Here is a 24,535-nt window from a genome sequence, read left to right as displayed (position 1 = left end):
TAGACCAAAAGGAGGAACATATCAATGGCTAAATACGAAATTCTTTATATTATTCGTCCAAACATTGAAGAAGAAGCTAAAAACGCTTTGGTAGCACGTTTTGACTCTATTTTGACTGACAACGGTGCAACTGTTGTTGAATCAAAATCTTGGGAAAAACGTCGTCTTGCATACGAAATCAAAGATTTCCGTGAAGGACTTTACCACATCGTTAACGTTGAAGCAAACGACGATGCAGCTCTTAAAGAGTTTGACCGTCTTTCAAAAATCAACGCTGACATTCTTCGTCACATGATCGTCAAAACTGACGCGTAAGAAGGTAAACTATGATTAACAATGTTGTACTTGTAGGGCGTATGACACGTGACGCTGAGTTGCGTTATACCCCATCAAATGTAGCAGTTGCGACTTTTACTCTTGCAGTAAACCGTACATTTAAGAGTCAAAATGGCGAACGTGAGGCTGATTTTATCAATGTCGTTATGTGGCGCCAACAGGCTGAAAACCTTGCTAACTGGGCTAAAAAAGGCTCACTTATCGGGGTGACAGGTCGTATCCAGACTCGTAGTTACGATAACCAGCAAGGACAACGTGTCTACGTGACAGAGGTCGTGGCTGAAAATTTCCAAATGTTGGAAAGCCGTAGTGTGCGTGAGGGTCATACAGGTGGAGCTTACTCTGCACCAACTGCAAACTATTCAGCGCCTACAAATTCAGTACCAGACTTTTCACGTGATGAAAATCCATTTGGAGCAACAAATCCATTGGATATTTCAGATGATGATTTACCATTCTAATGGACAACTAAAATTATAAAGGAGAAAAAACATGGCTCAACAACGTCGTGGCGGATTCAAACGCCGTAAAAAAGTTGATTACATCGCAGCAAACAAAATTGAATATGTTGATTACAAAGATACTGAGCTTCTTAGCCGTTTCGTTTCAGAACGTGGGAAAATCCTTCCTCGTCGTGTAACAGGAACTTCAGCTAAAAACCAACGTAAAGTAACAACAGCTATCAAACGCGCTCGCGTAATGGCTTTGATGCCTTTCGTAAACGAAGATTAAAGAAAAGACCCTGAAGGGTCTTTTTTTCACGAGCATTGAAATGAGAGAGCGAGTTGGGTCCGGGTGGACCTCTTTTTCAGACCCGGTTGGGTCTTTTTTTTTTCATGAGCTAGAAAACAAGAAAGCGAATTAAGACCTGGTTGGGTCTTTTTTCACGAGATAGTTTTTTTCTGACCTTGGCGTGCTATAATGGTAATAGAAAGAGTAAAGGTGGGTAAGTCAAAGATGAATTGTACGATTAGAAATATGATTAAGTCTGATATTGAATCCTTATCTCATGGATTTATGAATCAAGGTTGGCCTGCTAGAGAAGAAATTTTGGCTAGATATTTTCTGGAACAGGAAAGTGGGGAGAGAGAAGTTTTAGTTGCAGAGATTGATGGTGCTGTAGCGGGCTACATTACCATTTTGCCCTCTGCTAAACATGGTCCTTTTGCAGAAGTCTATCCAGAATTATCAGATTTTAATGTGTTTGAGCATTTTCGAAATCAAGGGATTGGGAATCAACTGCTAGAAGAAGCAGAAAAACGAGTCAAGTTTGTTTCGAGTAAGGTCACTCTTGGTGTAGGTTTGCACTTAGGCTATGGCCCTGCCCAGAGATTGTATATCAGACGGAGCTACATTCCAGATGGTACAGGTGTCTGGTATAGAAATAAACCGCTAGAAATGGGTGCAAGTTGTCAAAACGATGATGATTTAGTTTTATACTTATCCAAGGACTTACAATAAAACGGGAAACTTTTTGAAAATAGGGGATTTAGCTACTTTATGGTATAATGGAAAGAGTTAGATTGAAAGAGGTAGTGAGATGGATGCCAAATTAAGATACAAGGCAAAGAAAATCAAGATTGTCTTTTTTGATATTGATGATACATTGAGAAATTCCAAGACGGGTTTTATTCCAGCTTCAATCCCAACTGTTTTTAAGCAATTACGTGAGAAAGGAATTTTGACAGGTATTGCTTCTGGACGAGGGATTTTTGGTGTTGTGCCAGAGATTCGTGAGCTCAAGCCTGACTTTTTTGTGACCTTAAATGGGGCCTATATCGAAGATAAAAAAGGTCAGGTTATTTATCAACATCAGATTGAGAAGTTAGATGTTGAGGAGTATATCTCTTGGGCCAAGCAAGAGGGAATTGAGTATGGTTTGGTTGGGAGTCATGATGCCAAGTTGTCGACTCGCACCGATATGATTAGTGAAGCTATCAATCCAATTTACCCCGATTTAGATGTAGATCCTGATTTTCATGAAAAAGAAGATATCTATCAAATGTGGACTTTTGAAGATAAAGGAGATGACTTGCACTTGCCTGATAGTCTCTCAGACAAACTTCGCATGGTTCGTTGGCATCAACATTCGTCTGATATTGTTCCGATTTCAGGCTCCAAAGCGACGGGGGTGGAAAAGGTTGTGGAACACCTTGGCTTGAAACCAGAGAACGTCATGGTTTTTGGAGATGGGCTGAATGACTTGGAACTCTTTGATTATGCTGGAATCAGCGTTGCCATGGGAATTTCTCATGATAAAATTAAAGAAAAAGCAGATTTTATTACAAAAACATTAGAAGAAGATGGCATTTTTGATGCCTTAGAAGGATTTGGTATGGTAGAAAAAGAATTGCATTTCCCACAAGTAGACATTGAAACAGTAGAAGGTCCTATCGCGACTATTAAGACTAATCACGGAGACTTGCGTATCAAGCTCTTCCCTGAACATGCTCCTAAAACAGTGGCTAACTTTGTAGCTCTTTCAAAAGATGGCTACTATGATGGTGTCATTTTCCACCGTATTATCAAGGACTTTATGATTCAAGGTGGAGATCCAACTGGAACTGGTATGGGTGGCGAGTCAATCTACGGCGAATCTTTTGAAGATGAATTCTCAGAAGAACTTTACAATATCCGTGGTGCCCTTTCTATGGCCAATGCTGGTCCAAATACCAACGGCAGCCAGTTCTTTATCGTCCAAAATCAACACCTGCCATATTCTAAAAAAGAAATTGCTCGTGGTGGTTGGCCAGAACCGATTGCGGAAATCTATGCCAACCAAGGAGGAACTCCTCACCTAGACCGCCGTCACACTGTTTTTGGTCAGCTAGCTGATGAAGCTTCTTACGCTGTCTTGGATGCCATTGCTGCTGTTGAGACAGGAGCTATGGACAAGCCAGTTGAAGATGTCGTGATTGAAACAATTGAAATCGAGGACTAAGATGAAAATCGGTGATAAGCTAAAGGGCCGTATTACAGGGATTCAGCCCTACGGAGCCTTTGTTGAGCTAGAGACGGGTGATACGGGGCTGATTCACATTTCAGAGATTCGGACAGGCTTTATTGAAAATATCCAAGAAGCCTTGAAAGTCGATGAAGAGGTTCAAGTTCAAGTAGTGGATTTAGATGAATTTACAGGGAAAGCTAGTCTTTCTATCCGCACTTTGGAGGAAGAAAAGCACCAGTTTCCGAGACGGCGACGCTTTTCAAGCGACCGTTTTAACTACGGCTTTGCGCCTCTTAAACGAATGATGCCAATTTGGACCAAGGAAGCCCTTCAACATTTGAAGAATCAGAAGCACTAGTTAGAAATTTCTATCTTTTGTAATGTTAATATAAATTTGCTATAATAGGACCATGGAAGAAGAACAATTATTAAAATCAGGAGAGCGCATTAACCAGCTCTTTTCGACAGATATTAAAATCATTCAAAATAGAGAGGTTTTTAGCTATTCGGTGGATAGTGTTCTCTTGTCACGTTTTCCACGTTTTCCTAAGAAGGGCTTGATAGTGGATTTTTGCGCTGGAAATGGAGCGGTAGGGCTATTTGCTAGCACTCGGACTCAGGCACAGATTTTGGCTGTTGAGATTCAGGAGCGTTTGGCGGATATGGCTGAACGCTCTGTCCGTTTGAATGGTTTAGAAGAGCAGATGGAGGTCATCTGTGATGATTTGAAAAATATGCCTGCTTACATCCAGGGAAGTAAGGTGGATATGATTTTGTGTAATCCGCCCTATTTCAAGGTAGATCCTCATTCCAATCTGAACGAGAGTGAACATTATCTCTTGGCGCGACATGAAATCACGACCAATTTGCAGGAAATCTGTCGTAGTGCCCAGAGTATTCTCAAATCCAATGGACGCTTGGCCATGGTTCATCGTCCTGATCGACTTTTAGATATCTTGGACAGCTTACAACGGCATAATCTAGCTCCTAAGCGCCTGCAGTTTGTTTATCCAAAAAGAGAAAAGGAAGCCAATATGCTTTTGATTGAGGCTATCAAGGATGGTTCAACAAGCGGTTTTAAGGTATTACCACCTCTCATTGTTCACAATGATGATGGCTCTTATACGCCTGAACTTGAAGAGATTTATTATGGATCATAAGGCTTATATGTACGTGCTGGAGTGTCGTGACGGATCCTACTATACAGGCTATACGACTGATGTGAGAAGACGCCTCGCTGTCCACAATAGTGGGAAGGGAGCCAAATACACACGAGCACGCTTGCCAGTCAAACTTATCTATGCTCAAGGTTTTGCCAGTAAGGAAGAAGCCATGTCAGCTGAAGCCCTTCTCAAGCGTAAGAAGAGGCCACAGAAGGAAAGATTTTTATCTGAAAATCAAGATAGAAATTTGCTCATACTCAATGAAAATCAAAGAGCAAACTAGGAAGCTAGCCGTAGGCAGTACTTGAGTACGGCAAGGCGAAGCTGACGTGGTTTGAAGAGATTTTCGAAGAGTATCAGTTATTTTGAAGAATCGTGAGGAGCCCTTTGACTCCTCTTACTTTTGTCAAAAAGCGAAAAAAATGCTACAATAAAGAGAATAAACAAAATGAGGTATTATCATGTCTAAGATTCTAGTATTTGGTCACCAAAATCCAGACTCAGATGCCATCGGGTCATCTGTAGCCTTTGCCTACCTTGCAAAAGAAGCTTATGGTTTGGATACGGAAGCTGTTGCCCTTGGAACTCCAAATGAAGAAACAGCCTTTGTCTTGAACTATTTTGGTGTAGAAGCACCGCGTGTCATCACTTCTGCTAAAGCAGAAGGTGCAGAGCAAGTTATCCTGACTGACCACAATGAATTCCAACAATCTGTATCAGATATCGCTGAAGTAGAAGTTTATGGTGTTGTGGACCACCACCGTGTGGCTAACTTTGAAACTGCAAGCCCACTTTACATGCGTTTGGAGCCAGTTGGTTCAGCGTCTTCAATCGTTTACCGTATGTTCAAAGAACATGGTGTAGCTGTGCCTAAAGAGATTGCTGGTTTGATGCTTTCAGGTTTGATTTCAGATACCCTTCTTTTGAAATCACCAACAACACACCCAACAGATAAGGTTATTGCTCCTGAATTGGCCGAATTGGCTGGTGTTAACTTGGAAGAGTATGGTTTGGCTATGTTGAAAGCTGGTACAAACTTGGCTAGCAAATCTGCTGAAGAATTGATTGACATCGATGCTAAAACTTTTGAATTGAACGGAAATAATGTCCGTGTTGCCCAAGTAAACACAGTGGACATCGCTGAAGTTTTAGAACGTCAAGCAGAAATTGAAGCTGCAATGCAAGCTGCCAACACAGCAAACGGCTACTCTGACTTTGTCTTGATGATTACAGATATCGTCAACTCAAACTCAGAAATCTTGGCTCTTGGTGCTAACATGGGCAAGGTTGAAGCAGCCTTCAACTTCAAACTTGAAAACAATCATGCCTTCCTTGCTGGTGCTGTTTCACGTAAGAAACAAGTGGTACCTCAATTGACTGAAAGCTTTAATGCTTAAGATTTTGAGTGTTAATTCAAATTAGGAAAGGCTAGTTTGACTTATATCGAAAGGAGTTTCGGCTCCTTTTTTTCTAGGAGTGAAGCATGTTAGAAAATGGCGATTTGATTTTTGTGAGAGATGAGTCAGATATGGGACAGGCCATCCAGACTTCCACAGGCAACTATAACCATGTTGCGATTTGTTTGGATGGGATGATTTACCACGCTAGTGGACAGGCTGGTGTTGTCTGTCAGGAACCAGTAGACTTCTTTGAGTCCAATCACTTGTACGACCTCTATTTCTACCCAGAAATGGATATCCAGTCTGTGAAGGAAAAAGCTTGCAAACATCTAGGAACACCCTACAATGCTTCTTTCTATCCAGCTGGACCTGGTTTCTACTGTTCCCAGTACATGGCAGAAATTCTCCCTATTTTTGAAACTATTCCCATGAAATTTGGAGATGGGGAGCAGGAGATTAGTGATTTTTGGAGAGAGTATTACAGAGAACTAGGTCTGCCTGTTCCTTTGAACCAAGCTGGGACCAATCCTAGTCAGTTGGCAGCATCGCCTCTGTTAGAATGTAAAGAAAGGAATCTTCATGATTCAGATTTTTAATCCATCTCGTTTGACGAGACAGCCATTTTTTAGAGAATTGATCCGCTATCTGGACCAGCATGAGGATGTGATTTTGCGAGAAATTAAGGCTCGATTTCCAGATGTTGCAGTTGATAAACTCATGGAAGAGTATATAAAGGCAGGTTTGATTCTACGAGAAAATAAGCGTTATTACCTTAATCTTCCTATGCTTGAATCACTCGATAGTCTTGAACTGGATCAAGAGATTTTTGTCAGCGAAGATAGTCCGGCCTATCAAGACTTGTTAGAGCAGCGTTTTGAGACGGAATTACGAAATCAAACCAATGCAGCTATTTTAGTTGAAAAGACAGACTTTGCGAGATCAAAAATGACCCTGTCTAATTATTTCTACAAGGTCAAACATCAGTATCCTTTGACAGAAAAACAGCAGGAACTCTATGACATTTTGGGAGATGTTAATCCTGAGTATGCTCTCAAATATATGACGACTTTTTTGTTGAAATTTCTCAGAAAAGACCAGCTTATACAGAAACGCCGTGATATCTTTGTGGATAGTTTGGTCGTCCTAGGTTATATTGTCCAAAATGAAGAGGGGAAGTATGAGTTGGCTATCGATTTGGATAAGGAGAGATTAACTTTCTACTTGGTCTGATTTCTTGTTTCTGAGCACATTGTTTGACTTTCCTTAGTATTCGGTATAAACTATATGTAACCGGTAACACATATCGGAATAAAATTAAAGGAGACAATCATATGTCACTTGAAAACAAATTGGAACAAGCAACAGGCGCTATCAAAGAAGGATTTGGTAAAGTTACTGGAGATGGCAAGACTGAAGCAGAAGGCGCTGTAGAAAAGACAGTTGCTAAGGCAAAAGAAGTAGTTGAAGATGCTAAAGGTGCTGTAGAAGGTGCCGTTGAAGGTTTGAAAAACGCTTTTAAATAAAAATAGAAAAAATCAAGGGTTTCATTTCCCTTGATTTTTTACTATCTTATAAATAATTTTCTGCGACGGCTGCATCTCCTGGATAGACTTCTTTCTTGCCTTGGACGATTTGGTAGCAATCGGCTCCCTTACCAGCAATAATAACTGCATCTAATTCGTGATTTGTGATAGCCATCGCTGCCTTGATGGCTTCTTGGCGATCCGCAATTTTTTCAACAGGATGATTGATGTAGCTACTAATTTCATCTGCAATGGCCATTGGGTCTTCATAGTTAGGGTCATCAGCAGTCAAAAAGACTTGAATCTCAGGGTGTTGATTGAGGAGGAGGCCAAAGTCCTTACGACGGCTTTCTCCTTTATTTCCTGTCGAACCCAGAACCAGAGCAATTTTTCCAGTTTGATGAGTTTCTACAACATTGATTAGTTTTTTCAGACTATCCCCATTGTGGGCGTAGTCGATGAAGACCTTGGCTCCATTTTTCTGGGTGAGGACTTCCATACGACCAGGAACGCGGGTTGCAGCGATTCCTTTTTTGATGTCTTCAAGACTAGCTCCGAGACGGAGGCAAGCAAGTCCAGCAGCAACGGCATTTTCTTGATTGAAGTGGCCAATGAGTTGGATATCATAATCTCCAGCGAGTTTACTCGTAGCTGAAAAACTAAAGGCTTTGGAATTCTCGATTTGGTTGCTCGACTGACTACCGTAGAAATCATGGTCTTGATCATCGACTTGTTCTTTCAAGACAGAAAAGTGGTCCATGTCACTGTTAATGATGACTGCTCGGCTATTTTCCATCAAGAGACGTTTGTGGTAGAAGTAGTCTTCAAAGCTAGGGTGTTCAATCGGGCCGATATGGTCGGGGCTGATATTGAGGAAAACTCCCACATCAAAGGTTAGACCATAGACACGTTTGACCAGATAGGCCTGACTGGAGACCTCCATGATGAGGTGAGTACGGTCATTTTGCACAGCTTGATTCATCATGTCAAAGAGGTCAATACTCTCAGGGGTTGTCAATGCAGACTTAAAGAAAGTCTTGCCATCTAGAGTTGTATTCATGGTCGAGAGCATAGCAGGTCGATGCCCTTGAGATAAAATGTTATAGGCGAAGTAGGCTGCTGTTGTTTTACCCTTAGTACCAGTAAAGGCAAGGAGTTTGAGTTTTTTCTGTGGATTGCCATAAAATTCCATAGCTACCAAACTCATGGCTTTCTTGATATCACTGACGATGATAGCAGGAATACCAACCTCATAGTCTTTTTCAGCCACATACCAACCGAGGCCTTGAGAGATGGCAGAAATCAGAAATTCCTTCTTAAAGGCAGCACCTTTAACGAAAAAGAGGCTCTTCTCTTTGGCCTTGCGGCTGTCATAGCAGATGGTGTCAAATACGACATGGCTGTAGTTGTAGTGATAATGTCCTTGGTCGATAATCTCACGGAAGAGACCATCTTTCTTTAAAATATCTAATACGGTTTCAATCTTAATCATACTTTCTATTGTAAACCGAAAGTCGTAAATTTACAAGTGACAAGGAAAAGTTTATAATGGAAGATGAGGAATTTTTCCTAGTGATTAAAATTAAACGAGGAATCTATGTCTAACGAAAACAATCACCAGCAGGCCCAGATGTTACGGGGGACTGCTTGGCTAACGGCTAGTAACTTTATCAGTCGTCTACTCGGTGCCATTTATATCATCCCTTGGTATATATGGATGGGGTCTTATGCGGCTACAGCAAATGGTCTCTTTACCATGGGCTACAATATCTATGCCTGGTTCTTGCTGGTTTCAACAGCGGGTATTCCAGTTGCGGTGGCCAAGCAAGTGGCCAAGTACAATACCATGCGAGAAGAAGAGCATAGCTTTGCCCTGATTCGGAGCTTTTTAGGATTTATGACAGGACTAGGTCTAGTTTTTGCACTAGTCTTGTATATCTTTGCTCCTTGGCTAGCAGACTTATCTGGCGTGGGCAAAGACTTAATCCCAATCATGCAGAGCTTGGCTTGGGCAGTATTGATTTTCCCATCTATGAGTGTGATTCGAGGTTTCTTCCAAGGGATGAATAACCTGAAACCTTATGCCATGAGCCAAATCGCTGAGCAGGTCATTCGTGTTATCTGGATGCTCTTAGCTACCTTTATGATTATGAAAATGGGCTCAGGAGACTATCTAGCAGCGGTTACCCAATCCACCTTTGCTGCCTTTGTCGGCATGGTAGCTAGTTTTGCAGTTTTGATCTATTTCCTTGCCAAAGAAGGATTACTTAAAAGAGTCCTTGAAACAGGAGATAAGATAAACAGCAAGCGTCTTTTGGTCGACACCATTAAGGAAGCCATTCCTTTTATCCTGACAGGGTCTGCTATCCAGCTTTTCCAGATTTTGGACCAGATGACCTTTATCAATAGTATGAGTTGGTTTACCAACTATAGTAATGAAGACTTGGTTGTCATGTTTTCTTATTTCTCTGCCAATCCTAATAAAATCACTATGATTTTGATTTCTGTTGGGGTTTCGATTGGGAGTGTAGGTTTGCCACTTTTGACTGAAAACTATGTTAAGGGGGACTTGAAGGCGGCTTCTCGTCTAGTTCAGGACAGCATCACTATGCTTTTCCTATTCTTGCTACCAGCAACGGTTGGAGTGGTTATGGTAGGAGAACCTCTCTATACTGTCTTCTATGGCAAGCCAGATAGTTTGGCTATGGGCTTGTTTGTCTTTGCAGTTTTGCAGTCTACTATTTTAGGCTTGTACATGGTCTTGTCTCCAATGCTTCAAGCCATGTTCCGCAACCGCAAGGCAGTTCTCTATTTTATCTATGGTTCCATTGCTAAGCTGGTCTTGCAACTTCCCACCATCGCTCTGTTTCACAGTTACGGGCCTTTGATTTCTACAACAATTGGGCTCATCATTCCTAATGTTTTGATGTATCGGGACATTTGCAAGGTAACTGGTGTTAAGCGCAAGGTGATTTTGAAGCGAACCATTTTAATCAGTTTGTTAACTCTTTTCATGTTTCTAGTAGTTGGGACATTGCAGTGGATTTTAGGATTTGTCTTCCAACCAAGTGGACGTTTGTGGAGTTTTCTATATGTAGCCCTTGTCGGTGCCATGGGTGGAGGAGTTTATGGAATCATGAGTCTCCGTACCCGTCTATTGGACAAGGTGATTGGAAAAGTTCAAGCAGATCGCTTACGAATCAAATTAAAATTAACTTAAAAAACATTTATAAATAAAAGGAATAATTTGAACATTTCTATCATGAAATGCTTGAATTATTCTCTTTTTATTATTTTGTAGAATAATTTCTATAGTTTGTAGATAGAAATTTTATTTTTCTTAAATTTTACTTAAAAAGCTATTGACTAAATAAAACTCAAGTTGTATAATAAGACAAATATTTAAATCAGGAGGTTCTGGAGATGAAAAAGTCTAAAGCCAAGTATGCAGCACTTGCAGGTATCGTGTTAAGTGCAGGTATTTTATTGAGTGCGTGTGGAAATTCTAGTACAGCGTCAAAAACATATAACTATGTTTATACTAGTGATCCATCTAGTTTGAATTATCTAGCAGAAAACCGTGCAACAACCAATGATATTGTGACCAATCTAGTAGATGGTCTTATGGAAAATGACCAGTATGGGAACTATATCCCATCCTTGGCAGAGGATTGGAGTGTTTCACAAGACGGCTTGACCTATACCTACAAATTGCGTAAAGATGCTAAATGGTATACTGCAGATGGAGAAGAATATGCCCCTGTAACTGCCCAAGATTTTGTAACTGGTTTGAAATATGCAGCTGATAAAAAATCAGAAGCCTTGTACTTAGTTCAAGAATCCGTTGCAGGTTTGGATGATTACATTAATGGTAAAACAAGCGACTTTTCAACTGTCGGAGTTAAGGCTCTTGATGACCAAACTGTACAATATACCTTGACACGACCAGAATCTTACTGGAACTCAAAAACAACTTCAACCATTCTCTTCCCAGTTAACGCTGATTTCTTGAAATCAAAAGGGGATGATTTTGGCAAGGTAGATCCATCTAGTATTTTGTACAATGGACCTTTCTTGATGAAATCCTTTGTTTCAAAATCTGTCATTGAATTCAAGAAAAATCCGAACTACTGGGATGCTAAAAATGTCTTTGTAGATGATGTGAAATTGGCTTATTATGATGGTAGTGACCAAGATGCACTAGCTCGTAACTTTGTCGAGGGAGCATATAGTTATGCTCGTCTTTATCCAAATAGTGCAAGCTTTGAAGGGGTTAAAGAAAAGAATAAGGACAATATCATTTATAGTTTACAAGATGCTACTTCTTACTTCTTAAACTTTAACCTAGATAGAAAATCTTATAAATTCACTTCCAAGACAAGTGATGCTGAAAAGAAATCGACTCAGGAAGCGGTTCTTAATAAAAACTTCCGTCAAGCCATTAACTTTGCCTATGACCGTACAGCCTACGGGGCTCAATCTCAAGGAGAGGATGGTGCAACTAAGATTTTACGTAACCTGGTCGTTCCTCCAAACTTCGTAAGTATCAATGGAAAAGACTTTGGTGAAGTAGTTGCGTCTAAAATGGTTAACTACGGTAAGGAATGGCAAGGAATCAACTTTGCGGATGCCCAGGATCCATACTACAATGCTGAAAAAGCCAAGGCTAAATTTGCTGAAGCTAAGAAAGAACTCCAAGCTAAAGGAGTCCAATTCCCTATCCATTTGGACATGACAGTTGACCAAGCTGCTAAACAGGGTGTTCAAGAGGCAAATTCTATGAAGCAATCTATTGAAGCAGCTTTAGGTGCAGAAAATGTTGTAATTGATATTCAACAACTTACTACTGAAGACTATGATAATACAAGCTATTTGGCTCAGACAGCAGCTCAGAAGGATTATGATCTATACAATGGTGGTTGGGGTGCAGATTATCAAGATCCTTCAACCTATCTTGATGTCTTCAACCTTAATTCTGGTGGTTTGTTGCAAAATCTAGGTTTAGAGCCAGGTGAAGCCAATGATAAGGCCAAGGCTGTTGGACTGGATGTCTACACTCAAATGTTGGAAGAAGCCAATAAGGAACAAGATCTTGCAAAACGCTATGAAAAGTATGCTGATATCCAAGCGTGGTTGGTAGATAGCGCTTTAGCGATTCCAAATGTTTCTAAGGGTGGAACACCAACATTGAGAAAAGTCGTTCCTTTCTCAACACCATATTCATTAGCTGGTAATAAAGGTATCGAATCATATAAATATCTCAAAGTACAAGATAAAACAGTCACAAAAGATGAATATGAAAAAGCCAAAGAAAAATGGCTGAAAGAAAAAGAAGAATCCAATAAAAAAGCCCAAGAAGAATTGGCAAAACATGTCAAATAAGAATTTTTCAAGAAAAACGATGGTTTCGAAAGAAGCTGTCGTTTTTTAATAGAATGATGGCAAATTTGGAAGAAAAGTGCTTACATTTTTTAATTGGTTTATTAAATTTATGTTATAATGAATATAGCAAAAACGTGAGAAACTATTTTCGAAAGTCTCTTCCAGCGTTAATGGAAGTATACACATGCTAGGATGATTTTATAGGAGGAATGTCATTTACTGAAAAAGTAAGATAAAACGCAACAAATGATAAGTTCTTCTTTGAGTGAAGAATTCTTAACTGGCTATTTAGTGATTTTTATGGAGGTAACATCATGGGTGCTATTATGGAGTTTGCAACAGAAAAACAGATTGTATCATTTCTTTCAACTTGCCATATTGAAGGGCAAAAGAATTTTCTTATGGCTTTCAAGAAAAAGACATGGTTGAAATCCTTTATTGATTTTTTCGTTATAGGCGGTTCCTACTATGTTCAGTCGAGTGTGAAGCCTAAGATTCTGGCATTCACACCTAAGGGAATTTACTTGATGGACATCAGTGATGTAACAGAAAATCATTCTAATCACGTCGTAGAGATGCCTTGGAATCAAGTTCAAGATTTTACTTATAAGACAGTCTTGAATACAGTTAGGCTGAATTGGAACTATCAAAATGAAGCCTATATTTTTTCCGTGGATGTTGGTCAGATTAGTCAGCATGTGGGCCAATATCAATTTAACAAAGACCATTATGACTATTTAGCCCAACAGGATTTCTTTCAGTCAAAGTAAACTCTAGCAATCATTGTCACAAAAGAATCTGGAAGCTTTTCTGGATTCTTTTTAGCTTTACTAGCTAAGTATATAGTTTGAAACTATAACTAGCTCTTGAAAAGAAGAAAATGAGTTGATGAAAATAAGTGGTACAATAGTTACTATAGATTTGGAGGTATTGTATGAGCAAGGAATTACACATCAACACAATTTTGGCCCAGGCGGGTATTAAGTCAGATGAAGCGACAGGTGCTTTGGTGACACCGCTTCATTTTTCAACGACCTATCAGCATCCAGAGTTTGGTAAATCTACTGGATTTGACTATACGCGCACCAAAAACCCAACTCGTAGTAAGGCGGAAGAAGTCTTGGCGGCTATTGAATCAGCAGACTATGCCCTAGCGACTAGCTCAGGAATGTCAGCAATTGTACTGTCCTTTAGCGTCTTTCCAGTAGGAAGTAAGGTCTTGGCTGTCCGTGACCTTTATGGTGGTTCTTTCCGCTGGTTTAACCAAGTGGAGCAGGAAGGCCGTTTCCATTTTACCTATGCCAATACAGAAGAAGAATTGATTGCCGAGTTAGAAAAGGACGTGGATGTCCTCTATATCGAAACACCAACCAATCCTTTGATGTTGGAATTTGATATCGAAAAACTAGCCAAATTAGCTCATGCTAAGGGTGCCAAAGTGGTGGTGGACAATACTTTCTACAGCCCTATCTACCAACGTCCGATTGAAGATGGAGCAGATATTGTTCTTCATTCAGCAACCAAGTATCTAGCAGGCCACAATGATGTCTTGGCTGGAGTTGTTGTGACCAATAGTGTAGAATTATACGAAAAGCTTTTCTACAATCTCAATACGACAGGGGCAGTCTTGTCTCCATTTGACAGTTATCAATTGATTCGTGGTCTCAAGACCTTGTCTCTTCGTATGGAGCGCTCAACAGCTAACGCCCAAGAAGTGGTTGCCTTTTTGAAGGATTCTCCAGCAGTTAAGGAAGTTCTCTACACTGGTCGTGGAGGCATGATTTCCTTTAAAGTAGCGGATGAAACACGCATTCCTCACATTTTGAACAGTCTTAAGGTCTTCTCTTTTGCGGAAAGTTTGGGTGGGGTAGAAAGTCTCATTACTTATCCAACGACGCAAACTCACGCTGATATTCCAGCAGAAGTGCGCCATTCTTATGGTTTAACAGATGACCTCTTGCGTTTGTCGATTGGGATTGAGGATGCTAGAGATTTGATTGCAGATTTGCGCCAAGCCTTGGAAGGATAAGACAAAGATGGGAAAATATGATTTTACAAGCCTGCCCAATCGTTTAGGGCACCATACCTATAAATGGAAAGAAGCAGAAACAGATAGTGAAGTCCTACCAGCTTGGATAGCGGATATGGACTTTGTAGTCTTGCCTGAAATCCGCCAAGCCGTGCAGACTTACGCTGATCAACTGGTTTATGGCTATACCTATGCCAGTGAAGAGTTAATTAAGGAAGTTCAAAAGTGGGAAGCCAAACAACACGGTTACCACTTTGACAAAGAGGCTCTTGTCTTTATCGAGGGTGTGGTACCAGCCATCTCAACAGCTATTCAAGCCTTTACAAAAGAAGGCGAGGCGGTTTTGATTAACACACCTGTCTATCCACCCTTTGCACGCAGTGTCAAGTTGAATAACCGTAGATTGATTACCAATTCTTTGGTGGAAAAGGATGGTCTGTTTGAGATTGACTTTGACCGACTTGAAAAGGATTTGGTAGAAGAGGATGTCAAACTTTATATTCTTTGCAACCCTCACAATCCTGGTGGACGTGTGTGGGAAAAGGAAGTGTTGGAGAAGATTGGCCAACTCTGCCAAAAACACGGTGTTTTCTTGGTTTCAGATGAGATTCACCAAGATTTGTCTCTCTTTGGTCACAAGCATCATTCCTTCAATACCATTGATCCTGCCTTCAAAGATTTTGCTATCGTCTTGAGCAGTGCCACTAAAACCTTTAACATCGCTGGAACAAAAAATTCCTATGCAGTCATTGAAAATCCTAAGTTGCGAGTGGCTTATCAGAAACGCCAGTTGGCCAATAACCAGCATGAAATTTCAGGCTTGGGTTATTTGGCGACAGAAGCTGCCTATCGATACGGTAAAGATTGGTTAGAGGAACTCAAGCAAGTCTTTGAAGACCACATCAATTATGTGGTGGAACTATTTGGAAAAGAGACTAAAATCAAGGTCATGAAACCGCAAGGAACCTACTTGATTTGGCTTGATTTTTCAGCCTATGACCTGACTGATGAAAAATTACAAGAGCTTTTGAGAAATGAAGCCAAGGTTATCCTCAATTGTGGTTTGGATTTTGGAGAGGAAGGAAGTCTCCATGCCCGCCTCAATGTAGCTATGCCTAAATCTCTGTTGCAAGAAGTTTGTCAGCGGATTGTGACGACTTTTGCCAAACGTTAAAAATCCAGCCTTCTAGGAGAAAAGTATCCTTAGAAGGCTATTTTCATAGGGGAAAATATGGTATAATAAAAAGATAAGGTAAAGGTAAAAATATGGCTAAATTGATTCCGGGGAAAGTCCGTATCGAAGGCGTTGCCCTTTATGAAACTGGTAAGGTTGACATCATCAAGGAAAAGAACAATCGGCTCTACGCTCGCGTTGCAGAAGAAGAACTGCGCTATAGTTTAGAGGATGATTTGGTTTTTTGCGCCTGCGATTTTTTCCAAAAGAGAGGCTACTGTGTGCATTTGGCGGCGCTGGAGCATTTTTTGAAAAATGATGAGCGGGGTCAGGAAATCTTGCAGAGTCTGGAAGAAGGTCATGAAGAAAAAGAGGCCGTTGAAACCAAGGTGACCTTGGGTGGCAAGTTTTTGGACCGAATCTTATCTCCAAAATCAGAACGAGCCTATGAATTATCGGCTGTGGGTCAAGTGGAAGCAGGAACCAATCATATCTTGTGGACCCTGAGAATCGGGCAAATCAATAGCCAAAAATACTATGTTATTCGGGAGATTCCACTCTTTTTAAAAGTCGTCGAGAAGAGAAAACCTTATATGATTGGCAAGATTTATGAGGAGTCTCTTTCTTGGGAATCCTTTGATGAGGCCAGCCAAGAACTTCTGACTTTCTTGCGTGGACTGATGGAGGAAGGACAGGCTCCAGAGCTCTTTTTCCAAAACCAAGGTAGGCATCTCTTTTTCCCTCTGACATTTTTTGAGCAGGGTGTGAATTTACTGATGACCTTGCCCCATTTTCAATTTGACCACCAAGTGGATAGCTACCAGACCCTACTTTTTCAGGATATGCATGCTGGTGCCAATCTATTTACCTTTACAGTAACAGAATACTTAGATTATTTTGAAATGGAAATCAGTGAGAGTCCAAGGGTCAATGTCTTTTATCAGGGAACTGTGCTTTTCCATAAAGGACAGGTTTATTTTCTAACAGACCAGCAGATGCGTCTTCTCAAGGAAATCAAAGCGCTGCCTTTGGATCAACATGGAAAGAAATACCTGCAATTTGATAGTAGTGATCGAGACAAATTGGCTTCCTGTCTAACGCTCTTTGGCCAAATGGGCACCGTTTCAGCTCCAGAACGTCTACAAATCAAAACTTTTGCACCCTCTTTTTATTTTGACAGGGAAGAGGATAATCGGATTCGTTTAGAAATTCAGTTTGATTATGGAGATAAGCAGGTATCTAGCCGACAAGAGTTAGAAGAATTACCATTTTCGAGTGATGCTGACTTAGAAGAAAGAGTTTTTCAAATCTGTTTGGCAACGGGATTTGAAGCAGACTTTCAATCTTGGCGTCAGGCCTTAAAAGCAGAGTCTGTCTATCATTTCTTCCATGAAATCATTCCAGTTTTTGAAAAACTCGGAAATGTTGACCTATCAGACAAGCTAGAAGAACTCTATAACCTAGCAAGCCCTCAAGTGCAGATTGCTTCCAAGGGAGGCCTCTTGGAAATCCAATTTGATTTTCAAGATATTGCCCAAGAGGAAATCGACCAAGCCATGCAGGCCTTGGTTGCCAATCAAGATTTTTACATTGGTTCGTCTAATCAAGTCTACTTTTTTGATGAAGAAACCAAGAAAATTCGCCAAAATCTACAGGAACTGGGGCAGTTTGAATTAAAAGATGGGGCCTTGCAGGCTCGAAAATCCTTGGCTTATAGTTTAGCTCATCTCTTTGAAGGACGAGATCGTGTTTCTTTTTCACAAGAATTCCAGAATCTGGCTCACGATTTGACGCATCCAGAGGACTTCCCTCGACAAGCAACGCAGGTTCAGGCTGACTTGCGAGATTATCAGGAAAAGGGAATCGGCTGGCTACAAATGCTCCATTATTATGGTTTTGGAGGGATTTTGGCTGATGATATGGGACTTGGGAAAACCCTGCAGACCATTGCTTTTTTGACTAGTCAAGTGACAAAAGAAAGTCGGGTCTTGATTTTAGCTCCGTCAGGTTTAATCTATAACTGGGCAGATGAGTTTCAGAAATTTGCCCCACAGTTGGATGTAGCTGTTGTTCATGGATTGAAAGCTAATCGTGAGGAGATTCTTGCTGAAAGCCATCAAATCTATGTGACGAGCTATGCTACCTTCCGTCAGGACAGTGAGCTTTATCAGGGGATGGCCTTTGACTTCCTTTTCTTAGATGAGGCTCAGGTCATGAAGAACGCCCAGACTAAGATTGCTCAGACCTTGAGACAATTTGTGGTACCGTCAGTTTTTGCCTTGTCAGGAACTCCTATTGAAAACCATCTGGGTGAGTTGTGGTCTATTTTCCAAATCGTCATGCCAGGACTTTTGCCAAGCAAGAAAGAATTTATGAAATTACCAGCTGAGCGCGTTGCTCAGTTTATCAAACCTTTCGTGATGCGGCGCAAGAAAGAAGAAGTTCTGACTGAATTGCCAGACTTGATTGAAGTGGTTTATAAAAATGAACTGGAAGACCAGCAAAAGGCTATCTACCTAGCCCAGTTGCAACAGATGCGGGACCGTCTAGCTCAAGTGTCAGATCAGGAATTCCAGCGAAGTCGGGTGGAAATCTTGTCTGGTCTGATGCGCTTGCGCCAAATCTGTGACACCCCTGCTCTCTTTATGGAAGATTATCAGGGAGCCAGTGGCAAATTGGATAGTCTCCGAGACTTGCTGGTACAGGTGGCAGACGGCGGACACCGTGTCTTGATTTTCTCACAGTTCAAGGGAATGTTGGAGAAAATTGAACAAGAACTGCCAGACTTGGGCTTGACATCCTTTAAAATTACGGGTTCAACCCCAGCCAAGGAAAGACAAGATATGACCAAAGCCTTTAACCAAGGGGAAAGAGATGCCTTTCTGATTTCCCTCAAGGCTGGTGGTGTCGGTCTGAATCTGACAGGTGCTGATACGGTTATTTTGGTTGACCTTTGGTGGAATCCTGCGGTGGAAGCGCAAGCTATTGGCCGTGCCCATCGGATAGGTCAGGAAGAAACGGTTGAGGTTTATCGCTTAGTGACCAGGGGAACCATTGAAGAAAAAATTCAGGAACTCCAAGAACAAAAGAAACATCTAGTGTCACAAGTATTGGATGGAACAGAGTCACGTGGCAGTCTCAGCCTAGCAGAAATTAGAGAAATTTTGGGAATTTCTGAAGCCAGCACTTGAAAAATCAAGACAATACGCTATAATGAAGTGTTGAAAGGAAATAGAAAATGAGAGAAGAACGATTTCCATTGGTGTCAGATGATGAGGTCATGCTGACTGAGATGCCGGTTATGGACCTCTATGATGAATCTGACTTTATCAGTAATATCAAGGGAGAATACCGTGATAAGAATTATCTGGAGTGGGCCCCTATTACTGAAGAAAAACCAGCAAAACCGATTGAAAAGCCAGTAGAGAAACCTAAGAAGGCTGGCTTAGGAGTTAAAAAAGAAGGAAAGAGCTATGCGGAGGTTGCACGTGAAGAAGCGCGTGCGGACTTGAAAAAGAAACGCTCAGCAAGCTATCTGACCAAGGATATCCCTCCTACAAGACGCCACTCTCAACCAAGCATGGTTAGACAGGGCAATCAACCGACAGCGCCTTTCCAAAAGGAAAATCCTGGTGAATTTGTCAAATACAGTCAAAAATTGACCCAGTCTCATTATATCTTGGCGGAAGAAGTGAGCCATATTTCTACTCAAACTGAGCAAGCAGAGACTGCAGGCCCAAAGAAAAACAACTATGATTTTCTGAAGAAGAGCCAAATCTACAATAAAAAGAATCAACAAAAAGAACAAGAACGTCAGGTTGCCCAAGAGTTGAATCTGACAAGAATTACGGAATAGGGGAGAAAACATGTCAAAGACATATCATTTTATCGGAATTAAGGGATCAGGTATGAGTGCCTTGGCCTTGATGTTGCACCAAATGGGGCATAAGGTACAGGGATCAGATGTTGAAAAGTACTACTTTACTCAACGTGGTCTTGAGCAGGCAGGAATTACCATTCTTCCTTTTGATGAAAAGAATCTAGATGGAGATATGGAAATTATCGCTGGAAATGCCTTTCGTCCAGATAACAATGTCGAAATTGCCTATGCGGATCAAAATGGCATCAGCTACAAACGTTACCATGAATTCCTAGGTAGCTTTATGCGTGATTTTGTCAGCATGGGAGTTGCTGGAGCGCATGGAAAAACTTCAACGACAGGTATGTTATCTCATGTCTTGTCTCATATCACAGATACTAGCTTCTTGATTGGAGACGGGACAGGTCGTGGTTCAGCCAATGCCAAGTATTTTGTCTTTGAATCTGACGAATATGAGCGTCACTTCATGCCTTACCACCCAGAATACTCTATCATCACCAATATTGACTTTGACCATCCAGACTACTTCACAAGTCTAGAGGATGTTTTCAATGCTTTTAACGACTATGCTAAACAAATTACTAAGGGTCTCTTTGTCTATGGTGAAGATGCAGAATTACGTAAAATTACGTCTGATGCACCAATCTATTATTATGGCTTTGAAGCTGAAGGAAATGACTTTGTAGCTAGCGACCTTCTCCGTTCTACAACTGGTTCAACCTTCACTGTTCACTTCCGTGGACAAGAGTTGGGACAATTCCACATCCCAACCTTTGGTCGTCACAATATCATGAATGCGACAGCAGTCATCGGATTGCTGTACACAGCAGGCTTTGATTTGAACTTGGTGCGTGAACACTTGAAAACATTTGCCGGTGTTAAGCGTCGTTTCACAGAAAAAATTGTCAATGACACGGTGATTATCGATGATTTTGCCCACCATCCAACAGAAATCATTGCAACCTTGGATGCGGCTCGTCAGAAATATCCAAGCAAGGAAATTGTTGCAGTCTTCCAACCGCATACTTTTACAAGAACCATTGCCTTGTTGGACGAATTTGCTCACGCTTTGAATCAAGCGGATGCGGTTTACTTAGCACAAATCTATGGATCTGCTCGTGAAGTAGACCATGGTGATGTTAAGGTAGAAGACCTAGCCAATAAAATCAATAAGAAACACCAAGTTATCACTGTTGAAAATGTTTCTCCACTCCTAGACCATGACAATGCTGTCTATGTCTTTATGGGAGCAGGAGATATCCAAACCTATGAATATTCATTCGAGCGTCTCTTGTCTAATTTGACAAGCAATGTTCAATAGGAAGTTCTCATGGAAATTCCAATTAAGATCATTCGGGCAAGTAAGTCTGATTTAACTGAGATAGAGGCACTTCAGGCCTCATCTTTTCCAGCTGAAAAGCAGCAACCTTTCCATATTTTAGAAGAAAGTATCCGTAAGTGTGCGGATACCTTTCTTCTAGCTAGGGATGAAAATCAGCTTCTAGGCTATGTTCTAGGTGGTCCTTACCCACACAATCCGCAATGTCTAGAAATACATTCTTTAGTCATTGAGTCTGACCATCAGAGACAGGGCTTGGGCACGCTTCTTCTTGCGGCTTTGAAAGAGGTGACAGTAGAGCTGGATTACAAAGCTATTCGTTTGAAGAGTCCGGATGAGTTGCTTTCCTATTTTGAAATGAACGGTTTTATTGATGAGGAAGAAGCAACTTCGCTTTATGTAGCTAGTCAAGGTTTTAGTATGATTTGGTTTAATCCCTTTTATCTGGAGGCGCAATGAAAATCAGGAAAGCAAGATTGGAAGATTTAGATCGTATCGTTGAGATTGAACTAGAAAATTTCTCGATTGAAGAAGCCATTCCTCGCTCTATTTTTGAGGCGCATTTGCGAGAGATTCGGACCTCTTTTCTGGTTGCAGAAAAAGAAGGTAGAATCATGGGGTATATAGAAGGGCCAGTTGCACTACACCGCCATCTGCAAGATCAGTCTTTTACAGAAGAGATAGAAGATTATAGTCATGAGTCTGGTGGTTATATCTCTGTGACCTGTCTTTCTATTGCCAAAGAATCACAGGGACTTGGACTGGGTCAAAAATTACTAACAGCCATGAAAGAACTGGCTCTTGAACACGAAAGAGAAGGCATTAACCTAACCTGTCATGACTATCTCATCGCCTACTACGAAAAGCATGGATTTGTCAATGAAGGTAAGTCCCAGTCAACCTTTGCAGGGGAAACATGGTTTGATATGGTATGGGAAGCTAAAAAATAAGCTAGAAAAGCATGCTAGGTTGCTTTTCTTTCGTTTTTAAGATATAATATTATGGATTGTCAACGAGGAGGATAAACTTTTGAGTGAAAAGCCAAGAGAAGACGAAAAATTAAGCTTTAAAGAGCAGATTTTACGTGATTTAGAAAAAGTAAAACGTTATGAAGGGATTCGTCAAGAGGCCGCTGAATTTGATGAAAAAAAATCAGCTTTGTCTGTCCCTGACACAAAAATTGCTGATGAAGAAGTGATGAATGCATCCTTATCAGCTGTTGAAAAAATTATGGAGAATGCACCACGTGTTCCACAGCATCCTAGTGAAGATGTGCCTGCATCACCGGCGGAGAAACTAAGAGAGGAAGCTCCAATCGTTCCTAGTCACCCTAGTCAAGATGTTCCAGCTTCACCAGCTGAAGCAAGTTCATCAAGACCGGTTCCAGGACCAGAGACTAGTCGCCCACAAAAGGTCGAAAGAGATTTGAACACAACTCCAACAAGAGTAGCTGTTTCTTATAAGACTGAAGCTAAAAAAGAGCCTCAGAAAGAAGTAACAAAACCAGAACCAGTTACGGAATCGGAAGCTGTTGAAGCTATTTCTGAAACTCCACGTCGTAGTCGCCGTGAGACAGTTAAACCAGTCAAGAAGAAAAAATCACATCTGAAGGCTTTCTTCATTTCTCTACTGATTTTCCTTGCCTTGATTTCGGCAGGTGGTTACTTCGGTTACCAGTATGTTCAGTCATCTATATTACCAGTTGATGCAAATTCTAAGGAATATGTAACGGTTCAAATCCCAGAAGGATCCAATGTCCAAGAGATTGGATCAGCACTTGAACATTCTGGTGTGATTAAACACGGAGTGATTTTTGCTTTTTATGCTAAATATAAGAATTATTCAGATTTGAAGGCTGGATATTACAATTTGCAAAAGAGCATGAGTACAGAGGATATCATCAAAGAACTCCAAAAAGGTGGTACTCCTGAACCTCAAGAACCTTCACTTGCAGATTTGACCATTCCAGAGGGATATACAATTGAGCAAATTGCCCAAGCTGTAGGCCAATTACAAGGTGAATTTAAAGAACCTTTGACAGCGGAAGCTTTCTTGGCTAAAGTGCAAGATGACAACTTTATCAGTCAAGAAGTTGCTAAATATCCAAACCTACTCGAAAGCTTGCCAACGAAAGAAAGTGGAGCTCGTTACCGTTTGGAAGGTTATCTTTTCCCAGCGACCTACTCTATCAAGGAAAGCACGACTATTGAAAGTTTGATTGATGAGATGTTGGCAGCTATGGATAAGACCTTGACTCCGCACTATAGTGCAATCAAGTCTAAAAACTTGACAGTTAATGAATTGCTAACAATTGCTTCACTTGTTGAAAAAGAAGGTGCTAAGACTGAAGACCGTAAGTTGATTGCAGGTGTCTTCTACAATCGTTTGAACCTTGGTATGCCACTTCAAAGCAATATTGCAATCTTGTATGCCCAAGGGAAACTTGGCCAAAATATCAGCCTAGCAGATGATGCTGGAATTGACACATCGATTAATTCACCATACAATGTTTATACAAAACCTGGTTTGATGCCTGGTCCAGTGGATAGTCCAAGTCAGGACGCTATTGAGGCAAGTATCAACCAAACAAAGAGTGAGAACCTATACTTTGTAGCCAATGTTACAGATGGTAAAGTCTATTACGCAGTTACTCAAGAAGAACATGATCGTAATGTAGCTGAGCACGTCAATAGCAAGCTTACTCAAAATAGTAGTTCAAACTAAGACTACAAAAATGAGAATCTCAGATAGAGATTCAATACTATCGAAAGAAAGTTGAGAAAAATGGCAGAAAAAACATATCCTATGACCCTTGCGGAAAAGGAAAAACTTGAAAAAGAATTAGAAGAATTGAAGTTGGTCCGCCGACCAGAAGTTGTAGAACGCATTAAGATTGCTCGTTCATACGGTGACCTTTCTGAAAACAGTGAGTACGAAGCAGCTAAGGATGAACAAGCCTTTGTTGAAGGACAAATCTCTAGCTTGGAAACAAAAATTCGTTATGCTGAAATCGTTAATAGCGACTCAGTTGCCCAAGACGAAGTAGCGATTGGTAAAACAGTTACTATCCAAGAAATTGGTGAGGACGAAGAAGAAGTTTATATTATCGTAGGTTCAGCTGGTGCGGATGCCTTTGCAGGTAAGGTTTCAAATGAAAGCCCGATTGGACAAGCTTTGATTGGCAAGAAAACAGGTGACACAGCAACTATTGAAACACCTGTTGGTAGCTATGATGTAAAAATCTTAAAGGTTGAAAAAACAGCTTAAAAACAGAAAAAAGGAGTGGGGAGGCGATGCGCTTCACTCACTCCTTTTTCCATTTTGATACTCTTCGAAAATCAAATTCAAACCACGTCAGCGTA

At 40.9% G+C, this 24,535-nt stretch carries 25 protein-coding genes; 24 read left to right on the top strand and 1 reads right to left on the bottom strand.

Annotated elements, in window-relative coordinates; genetic code table 11:
* Positions 1-24: 24 nt before the first annotated feature.
* The 12 genes from rpsF (at position 25) to JQ843_RS05575 (ending at position 7,369) form a co-directional block, all read left to right on the top strand.
* Positions 25-315, top strand: a complete 291-nt coding sequence (rpsF, locus tag JQ843_RS05630) for a 30S ribosomal protein S6 (RefSeq protein WP_001151778.1) — start codon at positions 25-27, stop codon at positions 313-315.
* Positions 316-326: 11 nt separating this feature from the next.
* Positions 327-797 (top strand): single-stranded DNA-binding protein SsbA, encoded by a 471-nt coding sequence (gene ssbA / locus JQ843_RS05625; protein WP_000609606.1) that lies wholly within the window; start codon positions 327-329, stop codon positions 795-797.
* Between the two features lie 31 nt (positions 798-828).
* Entirely contained in the window at positions 829-1,068 is a 240-nt protein-coding gene (gene rpsR / locus JQ843_RS05620) for a 30S ribosomal protein S18 (protein WP_000068664.1), read from the top strand.
* Between the two features lie 225 nt (positions 1,069-1,293).
* Complete coding sequence (locus tag JQ843_RS05615; RefSeq protein WP_049501044.1) at positions 1,294-1,797, top strand: GNAT family N-acetyltransferase; 504 nt, start codon at positions 1,294-1,296, stop codon at positions 1,795-1,797.
* Between the two features lie 79 nt (positions 1,798-1,876).
* A complete protein-coding gene (locus JQ843_RS05610; RefSeq protein WP_203213113.1) occupies positions 1,877-3,277 on the top strand; it encodes a bifunctional Cof-type HAD-IIB family hydrolase/peptidylprolyl isomerase in 1,401 nt (466 codons plus the stop codon).
* A 1-nt stretch (position 3,278) separates the two neighbouring features.
* Positions 3,279-3,641, top strand: a complete 363-nt coding sequence (locus JQ843_RS05605) for a S1 RNA-binding domain-containing protein (protein WP_000689605.1) — start codon at positions 3,279-3,281, stop codon at positions 3,639-3,641.
* A gap of 52 nt (positions 3,642-3,693) precedes the next feature.
* Positions 3,694-4,443: a tRNA1(Val) (adenine(37)-N6)-methyltransferase gene (locus tag JQ843_RS05600; protein ID WP_000390769.1), complete on the top strand. Its 750-nt coding sequence runs from the start codon at positions 3,694-3,696 to the stop codon at positions 4,441-4,443.
* Positions 4,433-4,729, top strand: a complete 297-nt coding sequence (locus JQ843_RS05595) for a GIY-YIG nuclease family protein (protein ID WP_078238121.1) — start codon at positions 4,433-4,435, stop codon at positions 4,727-4,729. The genes JQ843_RS05600 and JQ843_RS05595 overlap by 11 nt, the downstream gene beginning before the upstream one ends.
* Before the next feature lie 178 nt (positions 4,730-4,907).
* Positions 4,908-5,843, top strand: coding sequence for a manganese-dependent inorganic pyrophosphatase (locus JQ843_RS05590; RefSeq protein WP_024057729.1), 936 nt, complete (start codon positions 4,908-4,910; stop codon positions 5,841-5,843).
* Positions 5,844-5,929: 86 nt separating this feature from the next.
* The gene (locus JQ843_RS05585) at positions 5,930-6,442 is read left to right on the top strand and encodes a YiiX/YebB-like N1pC/P60 family cysteine hydrolase (RefSeq protein ID WP_203213112.1); all 513 of its coding nucleotides are present in this window, start codon (positions 5,930-5,932) and stop codon (positions 6,440-6,442) included.
* The gene (locus tag JQ843_RS05580) at positions 6,426-7,076 is read left to right on the top strand and encodes a DUF1803 domain-containing protein (RefSeq protein ID WP_203213111.1); all 651 of its coding nucleotides are present in this window, start codon (positions 6,426-6,428) and stop codon (positions 7,074-7,076) included. Before JQ843_RS05585 ends, JQ843_RS05580 begins: the two co-directional genes overlap by 17 nt.
* A gap of 101 nt (positions 7,077-7,177) precedes the next feature.
* A complete protein-coding gene (locus JQ843_RS05575) occupies positions 7,178-7,369 on the top strand; it encodes a CsbD family protein (protein WP_000051182.1) in 192 nt (63 codons plus the stop codon).
* Between the two features lie 46 nt (positions 7,370-7,415).
* Here the strand turns inward: JQ843_RS05575 and JQ843_RS05570 are convergent, their stop codons facing one another.
* Positions 7,416-8,861 (bottom strand): UDP-N-acetylmuramoyl-L-alanyl-D-glutamate--L-lysine ligase, encoded by a 1,446-nt coding sequence (locus JQ843_RS05570; protein WP_203213110.1) that lies wholly within the window; start codon positions 8,859-8,861, stop codon positions 7,416-7,418.
* Positions 8,862-8,966: 105 nt separating this feature from the next.
* Here JQ843_RS05570 and JQ843_RS05565 point away from each other — a divergent pair, with 105 nt between their 5' ends.
* From JQ843_RS05565 to greA, 12 genes are all read left to right on the top strand, one after another.
* Positions 8,967-10,589 (top strand): putative polysaccharide biosynthesis protein, encoded by a 1,623-nt coding sequence (locus JQ843_RS05565; protein ID WP_203213109.1) that lies wholly within the window; start codon positions 8,967-8,969, stop codon positions 10,587-10,589.
* A gap of 203 nt (positions 10,590-10,792) precedes the next feature.
* Positions 10,793-12,751, top strand: a complete 1,959-nt coding sequence (locus JQ843_RS05560; RefSeq protein ID WP_203213108.1) for a peptide ABC transporter substrate-binding protein — start codon at positions 10,793-10,795, stop codon at positions 12,749-12,751.
* Positions 12,752-13,065: 314 nt separating this feature from the next.
* The gene (locus JQ843_RS05555; protein WP_203213107.1) at positions 13,066-13,521 is read left to right on the top strand and encodes a hypothetical protein; all 456 of its coding nucleotides are present in this window, start codon (positions 13,066-13,068) and stop codon (positions 13,519-13,521) included.
* 164 nt (positions 13,522-13,685) lie between these two features.
* Positions 13,686-14,780 (top strand): cystathionine gamma-synthase, encoded by a 1,095-nt coding sequence (locus tag JQ843_RS05550; RefSeq protein ID WP_203213106.1) that lies wholly within the window; start codon positions 13,686-13,688, stop codon positions 14,778-14,780.
* A gap of 7 nt (positions 14,781-14,787) precedes the next feature.
* On the top strand, positions 14,788-15,954 hold the full coding sequence (locus JQ843_RS05545) for a MalY/PatB family protein (RefSeq protein ID WP_203213105.1): 1,167 nt from the start codon (positions 14,788-14,790) through the stop codon (positions 15,952-15,954).
* A 92-nt stretch (positions 15,955-16,046) separates the two neighbouring features.
* On the top strand, positions 16,047-19,145 hold the full coding sequence (locus JQ843_RS05540) for a pilus expression-regulating Snf2 family helicase (RefSeq protein WP_203213104.1): 3,099 nt from the start codon (positions 16,047-16,049) through the stop codon (positions 19,143-19,145).
* A 47-nt stretch (positions 19,146-19,192) separates the two neighbouring features.
* Positions 19,193-19,810, top strand: coding sequence for a divisome accessory protein ZapJ (locus tag JQ843_RS05535; protein ID WP_203213103.1), 618 nt, complete (start codon positions 19,193-19,195; stop codon positions 19,808-19,810).
* A gap of 10 nt (positions 19,811-19,820) precedes the next feature.
* Complete coding sequence (murC, locus tag JQ843_RS05530) at positions 19,821-21,155, top strand: UDP-N-acetylmuramate--L-alanine ligase (protein ID WP_004269775.1); 1,335 nt, start codon at positions 19,821-19,823, stop codon at positions 21,153-21,155.
* A gap of 9 nt (positions 21,156-21,164) precedes the next feature.
* Positions 21,165-21,632 (top strand): GNAT family N-acetyltransferase, encoded by a 468-nt coding sequence (locus JQ843_RS05525; RefSeq protein ID WP_203213102.1) that lies wholly within the window; start codon positions 21,165-21,167, stop codon positions 21,630-21,632.
* Entirely contained in the window at positions 21,629-22,123 is a 495-nt protein-coding gene (locus tag JQ843_RS05520; protein ID WP_203213101.1) for a GNAT family N-acetyltransferase, read from the top strand. Before JQ843_RS05525 ends, JQ843_RS05520 begins: the two co-directional genes overlap by 4 nt.
* A 79-nt stretch (positions 22,124-22,202) precedes the next feature.
* Positions 22,203-23,897, top strand: coding sequence for an endolytic transglycosylase MltG (gene mltG / locus JQ843_RS05515; RefSeq protein ID WP_203213100.1), 1,695 nt, complete (start codon positions 22,203-22,205; stop codon positions 23,895-23,897).
* A 60-nt stretch (positions 23,898-23,957) separates the two neighbouring features.
* A complete protein-coding gene (gene greA / locus JQ843_RS05510) occupies positions 23,958-24,440 on the top strand; it encodes a transcription elongation factor GreA (RefSeq protein ID WP_000818750.1) in 483 nt (160 codons plus the stop codon).
* Positions 24,441-24,535: the final 95 nt, after the last annotated feature.

It is taken from the genome of Streptococcus mitis, from assembly GCF_905187495.1.
Classification (GTDB): domain Bacteria; phylum Bacillota; class Bacilli; order Lactobacillales; family Streptococcaceae; genus Streptococcus; species Streptococcus mitis_CU.
This window is presented reverse-complemented; position numbering and strand designations above follow the sequence as displayed.

Excerpts from the sequence above, each read along its gene's own strand:
- JQ843_RS05550 (WP_203213106.1), top strand. The coding sequence starts at position 13,686 with ATGAGCAAGGAATTACACATCAACACAATTTTGGCCCAGGCGGGTATT.
- JQ843_RS05590 (WP_024057729.1), top strand. The coding sequence starts at position 4,908 with ATGTCTAAGATTCTAGTATTTGGTCACCAAAATCCAGACTCAGATGCC.
- JQ843_RS05580 (WP_203213111.1), top strand. The coding sequence starts at position 6,426 with ATGATTCAGATTTTTAATCCATCTCGTTTGACGAGACAGCCATTTTTT.
- JQ843_RS05615 (WP_049501044.1), top strand. The coding sequence starts at position 1,294 with ATGAATTGTACGATTAGAAATATGATTAAGTCTGATATTGAATCCTTA.
- JQ843_RS05605 (WP_000689605.1), top strand. The coding sequence starts at position 3,279 with ATGAAAATCGGTGATAAGCTAAAGGGCCGTATTACAGGGATTCAGCCC.
- JQ843_RS05535 (WP_203213103.1), top strand. The coding sequence starts at position 19,193 with ATGAGAGAAGAACGATTTCCATTGGTGTCAGATGATGAGGTCATGCTG.
- JQ843_RS05610 (WP_203213113.1), top strand. The coding sequence starts at position 1,877 with ATGGATGCCAAATTAAGATACAAGGCAAAGAAAATCAAGATTGTCTTT.
- greA (WP_000818750.1), top strand. The coding sequence starts at position 23,958 with ATGGCAGAAAAAACATATCCTATGACCCTTGCGGAAAAGGAAAAACTT.
- JQ843_RS05545 (WP_203213105.1), top strand. The coding sequence starts at position 14,788 with ATGGGAAAATATGATTTTACAAGCCTGCCCAATCGTTTAGGGCACCAT.
- ssbA (WP_000609606.1), top strand. The coding sequence starts at position 327 with ATGATTAACAATGTTGTACTTGTAGGGCGTATGACACGTGACGCTGAG.
- rpsF (WP_001151778.1), top strand. The coding sequence starts at position 25 with ATGGCTAAATACGAAATTCTTTATATTATTCGTCCAAACATTGAAGAA.
- JQ843_RS05540 (WP_203213104.1), top strand. The coding sequence starts at position 16,047 with ATGGCTAAATTGATTCCGGGGAAAGTCCGTATCGAAGGCGTTGCCCTT.
- JQ843_RS05560 (WP_203213108.1), top strand. The coding sequence starts at position 10,793 with ATGAAAAAGTCTAAAGCCAAGTATGCAGCACTTGCAGGTATCGTGTTA.
- JQ843_RS05565 (WP_203213109.1), top strand. The coding sequence starts at position 8,967 with ATGTCTAACGAAAACAATCACCAGCAGGCCCAGATGTTACGGGGGACT.
- JQ843_RS05555 (WP_203213107.1), top strand. The coding sequence starts at position 13,066 with ATGGGTGCTATTATGGAGTTTGCAACAGAAAAACAGATTGTATCATTT.
- murC (WP_004269775.1), top strand. The coding sequence starts at position 19,821 with ATGTCAAAGACATATCATTTTATCGGAATTAAGGGATCAGGTATGAGT.
- JQ843_RS05520 (WP_203213101.1), top strand. The coding sequence starts at position 21,629 with ATGAAAATCAGGAAAGCAAGATTGGAAGATTTAGATCGTATCGTTGAG.
- JQ843_RS05575 (WP_000051182.1), top strand. The coding sequence starts at position 7,178 with ATGTCACTTGAAAACAAATTGGAACAAGCAACAGGCGCTATCAAAGAA.
- JQ843_RS05595 (WP_078238121.1), top strand. The coding sequence starts at position 4,433 with ATGGATCATAAGGCTTATATGTACGTGCTGGAGTGTCGTGACGGATCC.
- JQ843_RS05600 (WP_000390769.1), top strand. The coding sequence starts at position 3,694 with ATGGAAGAAGAACAATTATTAAAATCAGGAGAGCGCATTAACCAGCTC.
- JQ843_RS05525 (WP_203213102.1), top strand. The coding sequence starts at position 21,165 with ATGGAAATTCCAATTAAGATCATTCGGGCAAGTAAGTCTGATTTAACT.
- JQ843_RS05585 (WP_203213112.1), top strand. The coding sequence starts at position 5,930 with ATGTTAGAAAATGGCGATTTGATTTTTGTGAGAGATGAGTCAGATATG.
- JQ843_RS05570 (WP_203213110.1), bottom strand. The coding sequence starts at position 8,861 with ATGATTAAGATTGAAACCGTATTAGATATTTTAAAGAAAGATGGTCTC.
- rpsR (WP_000068664.1), top strand. The coding sequence starts at position 829 with ATGGCTCAACAACGTCGTGGCGGATTCAAACGCCGTAAAAAAGTTGAT.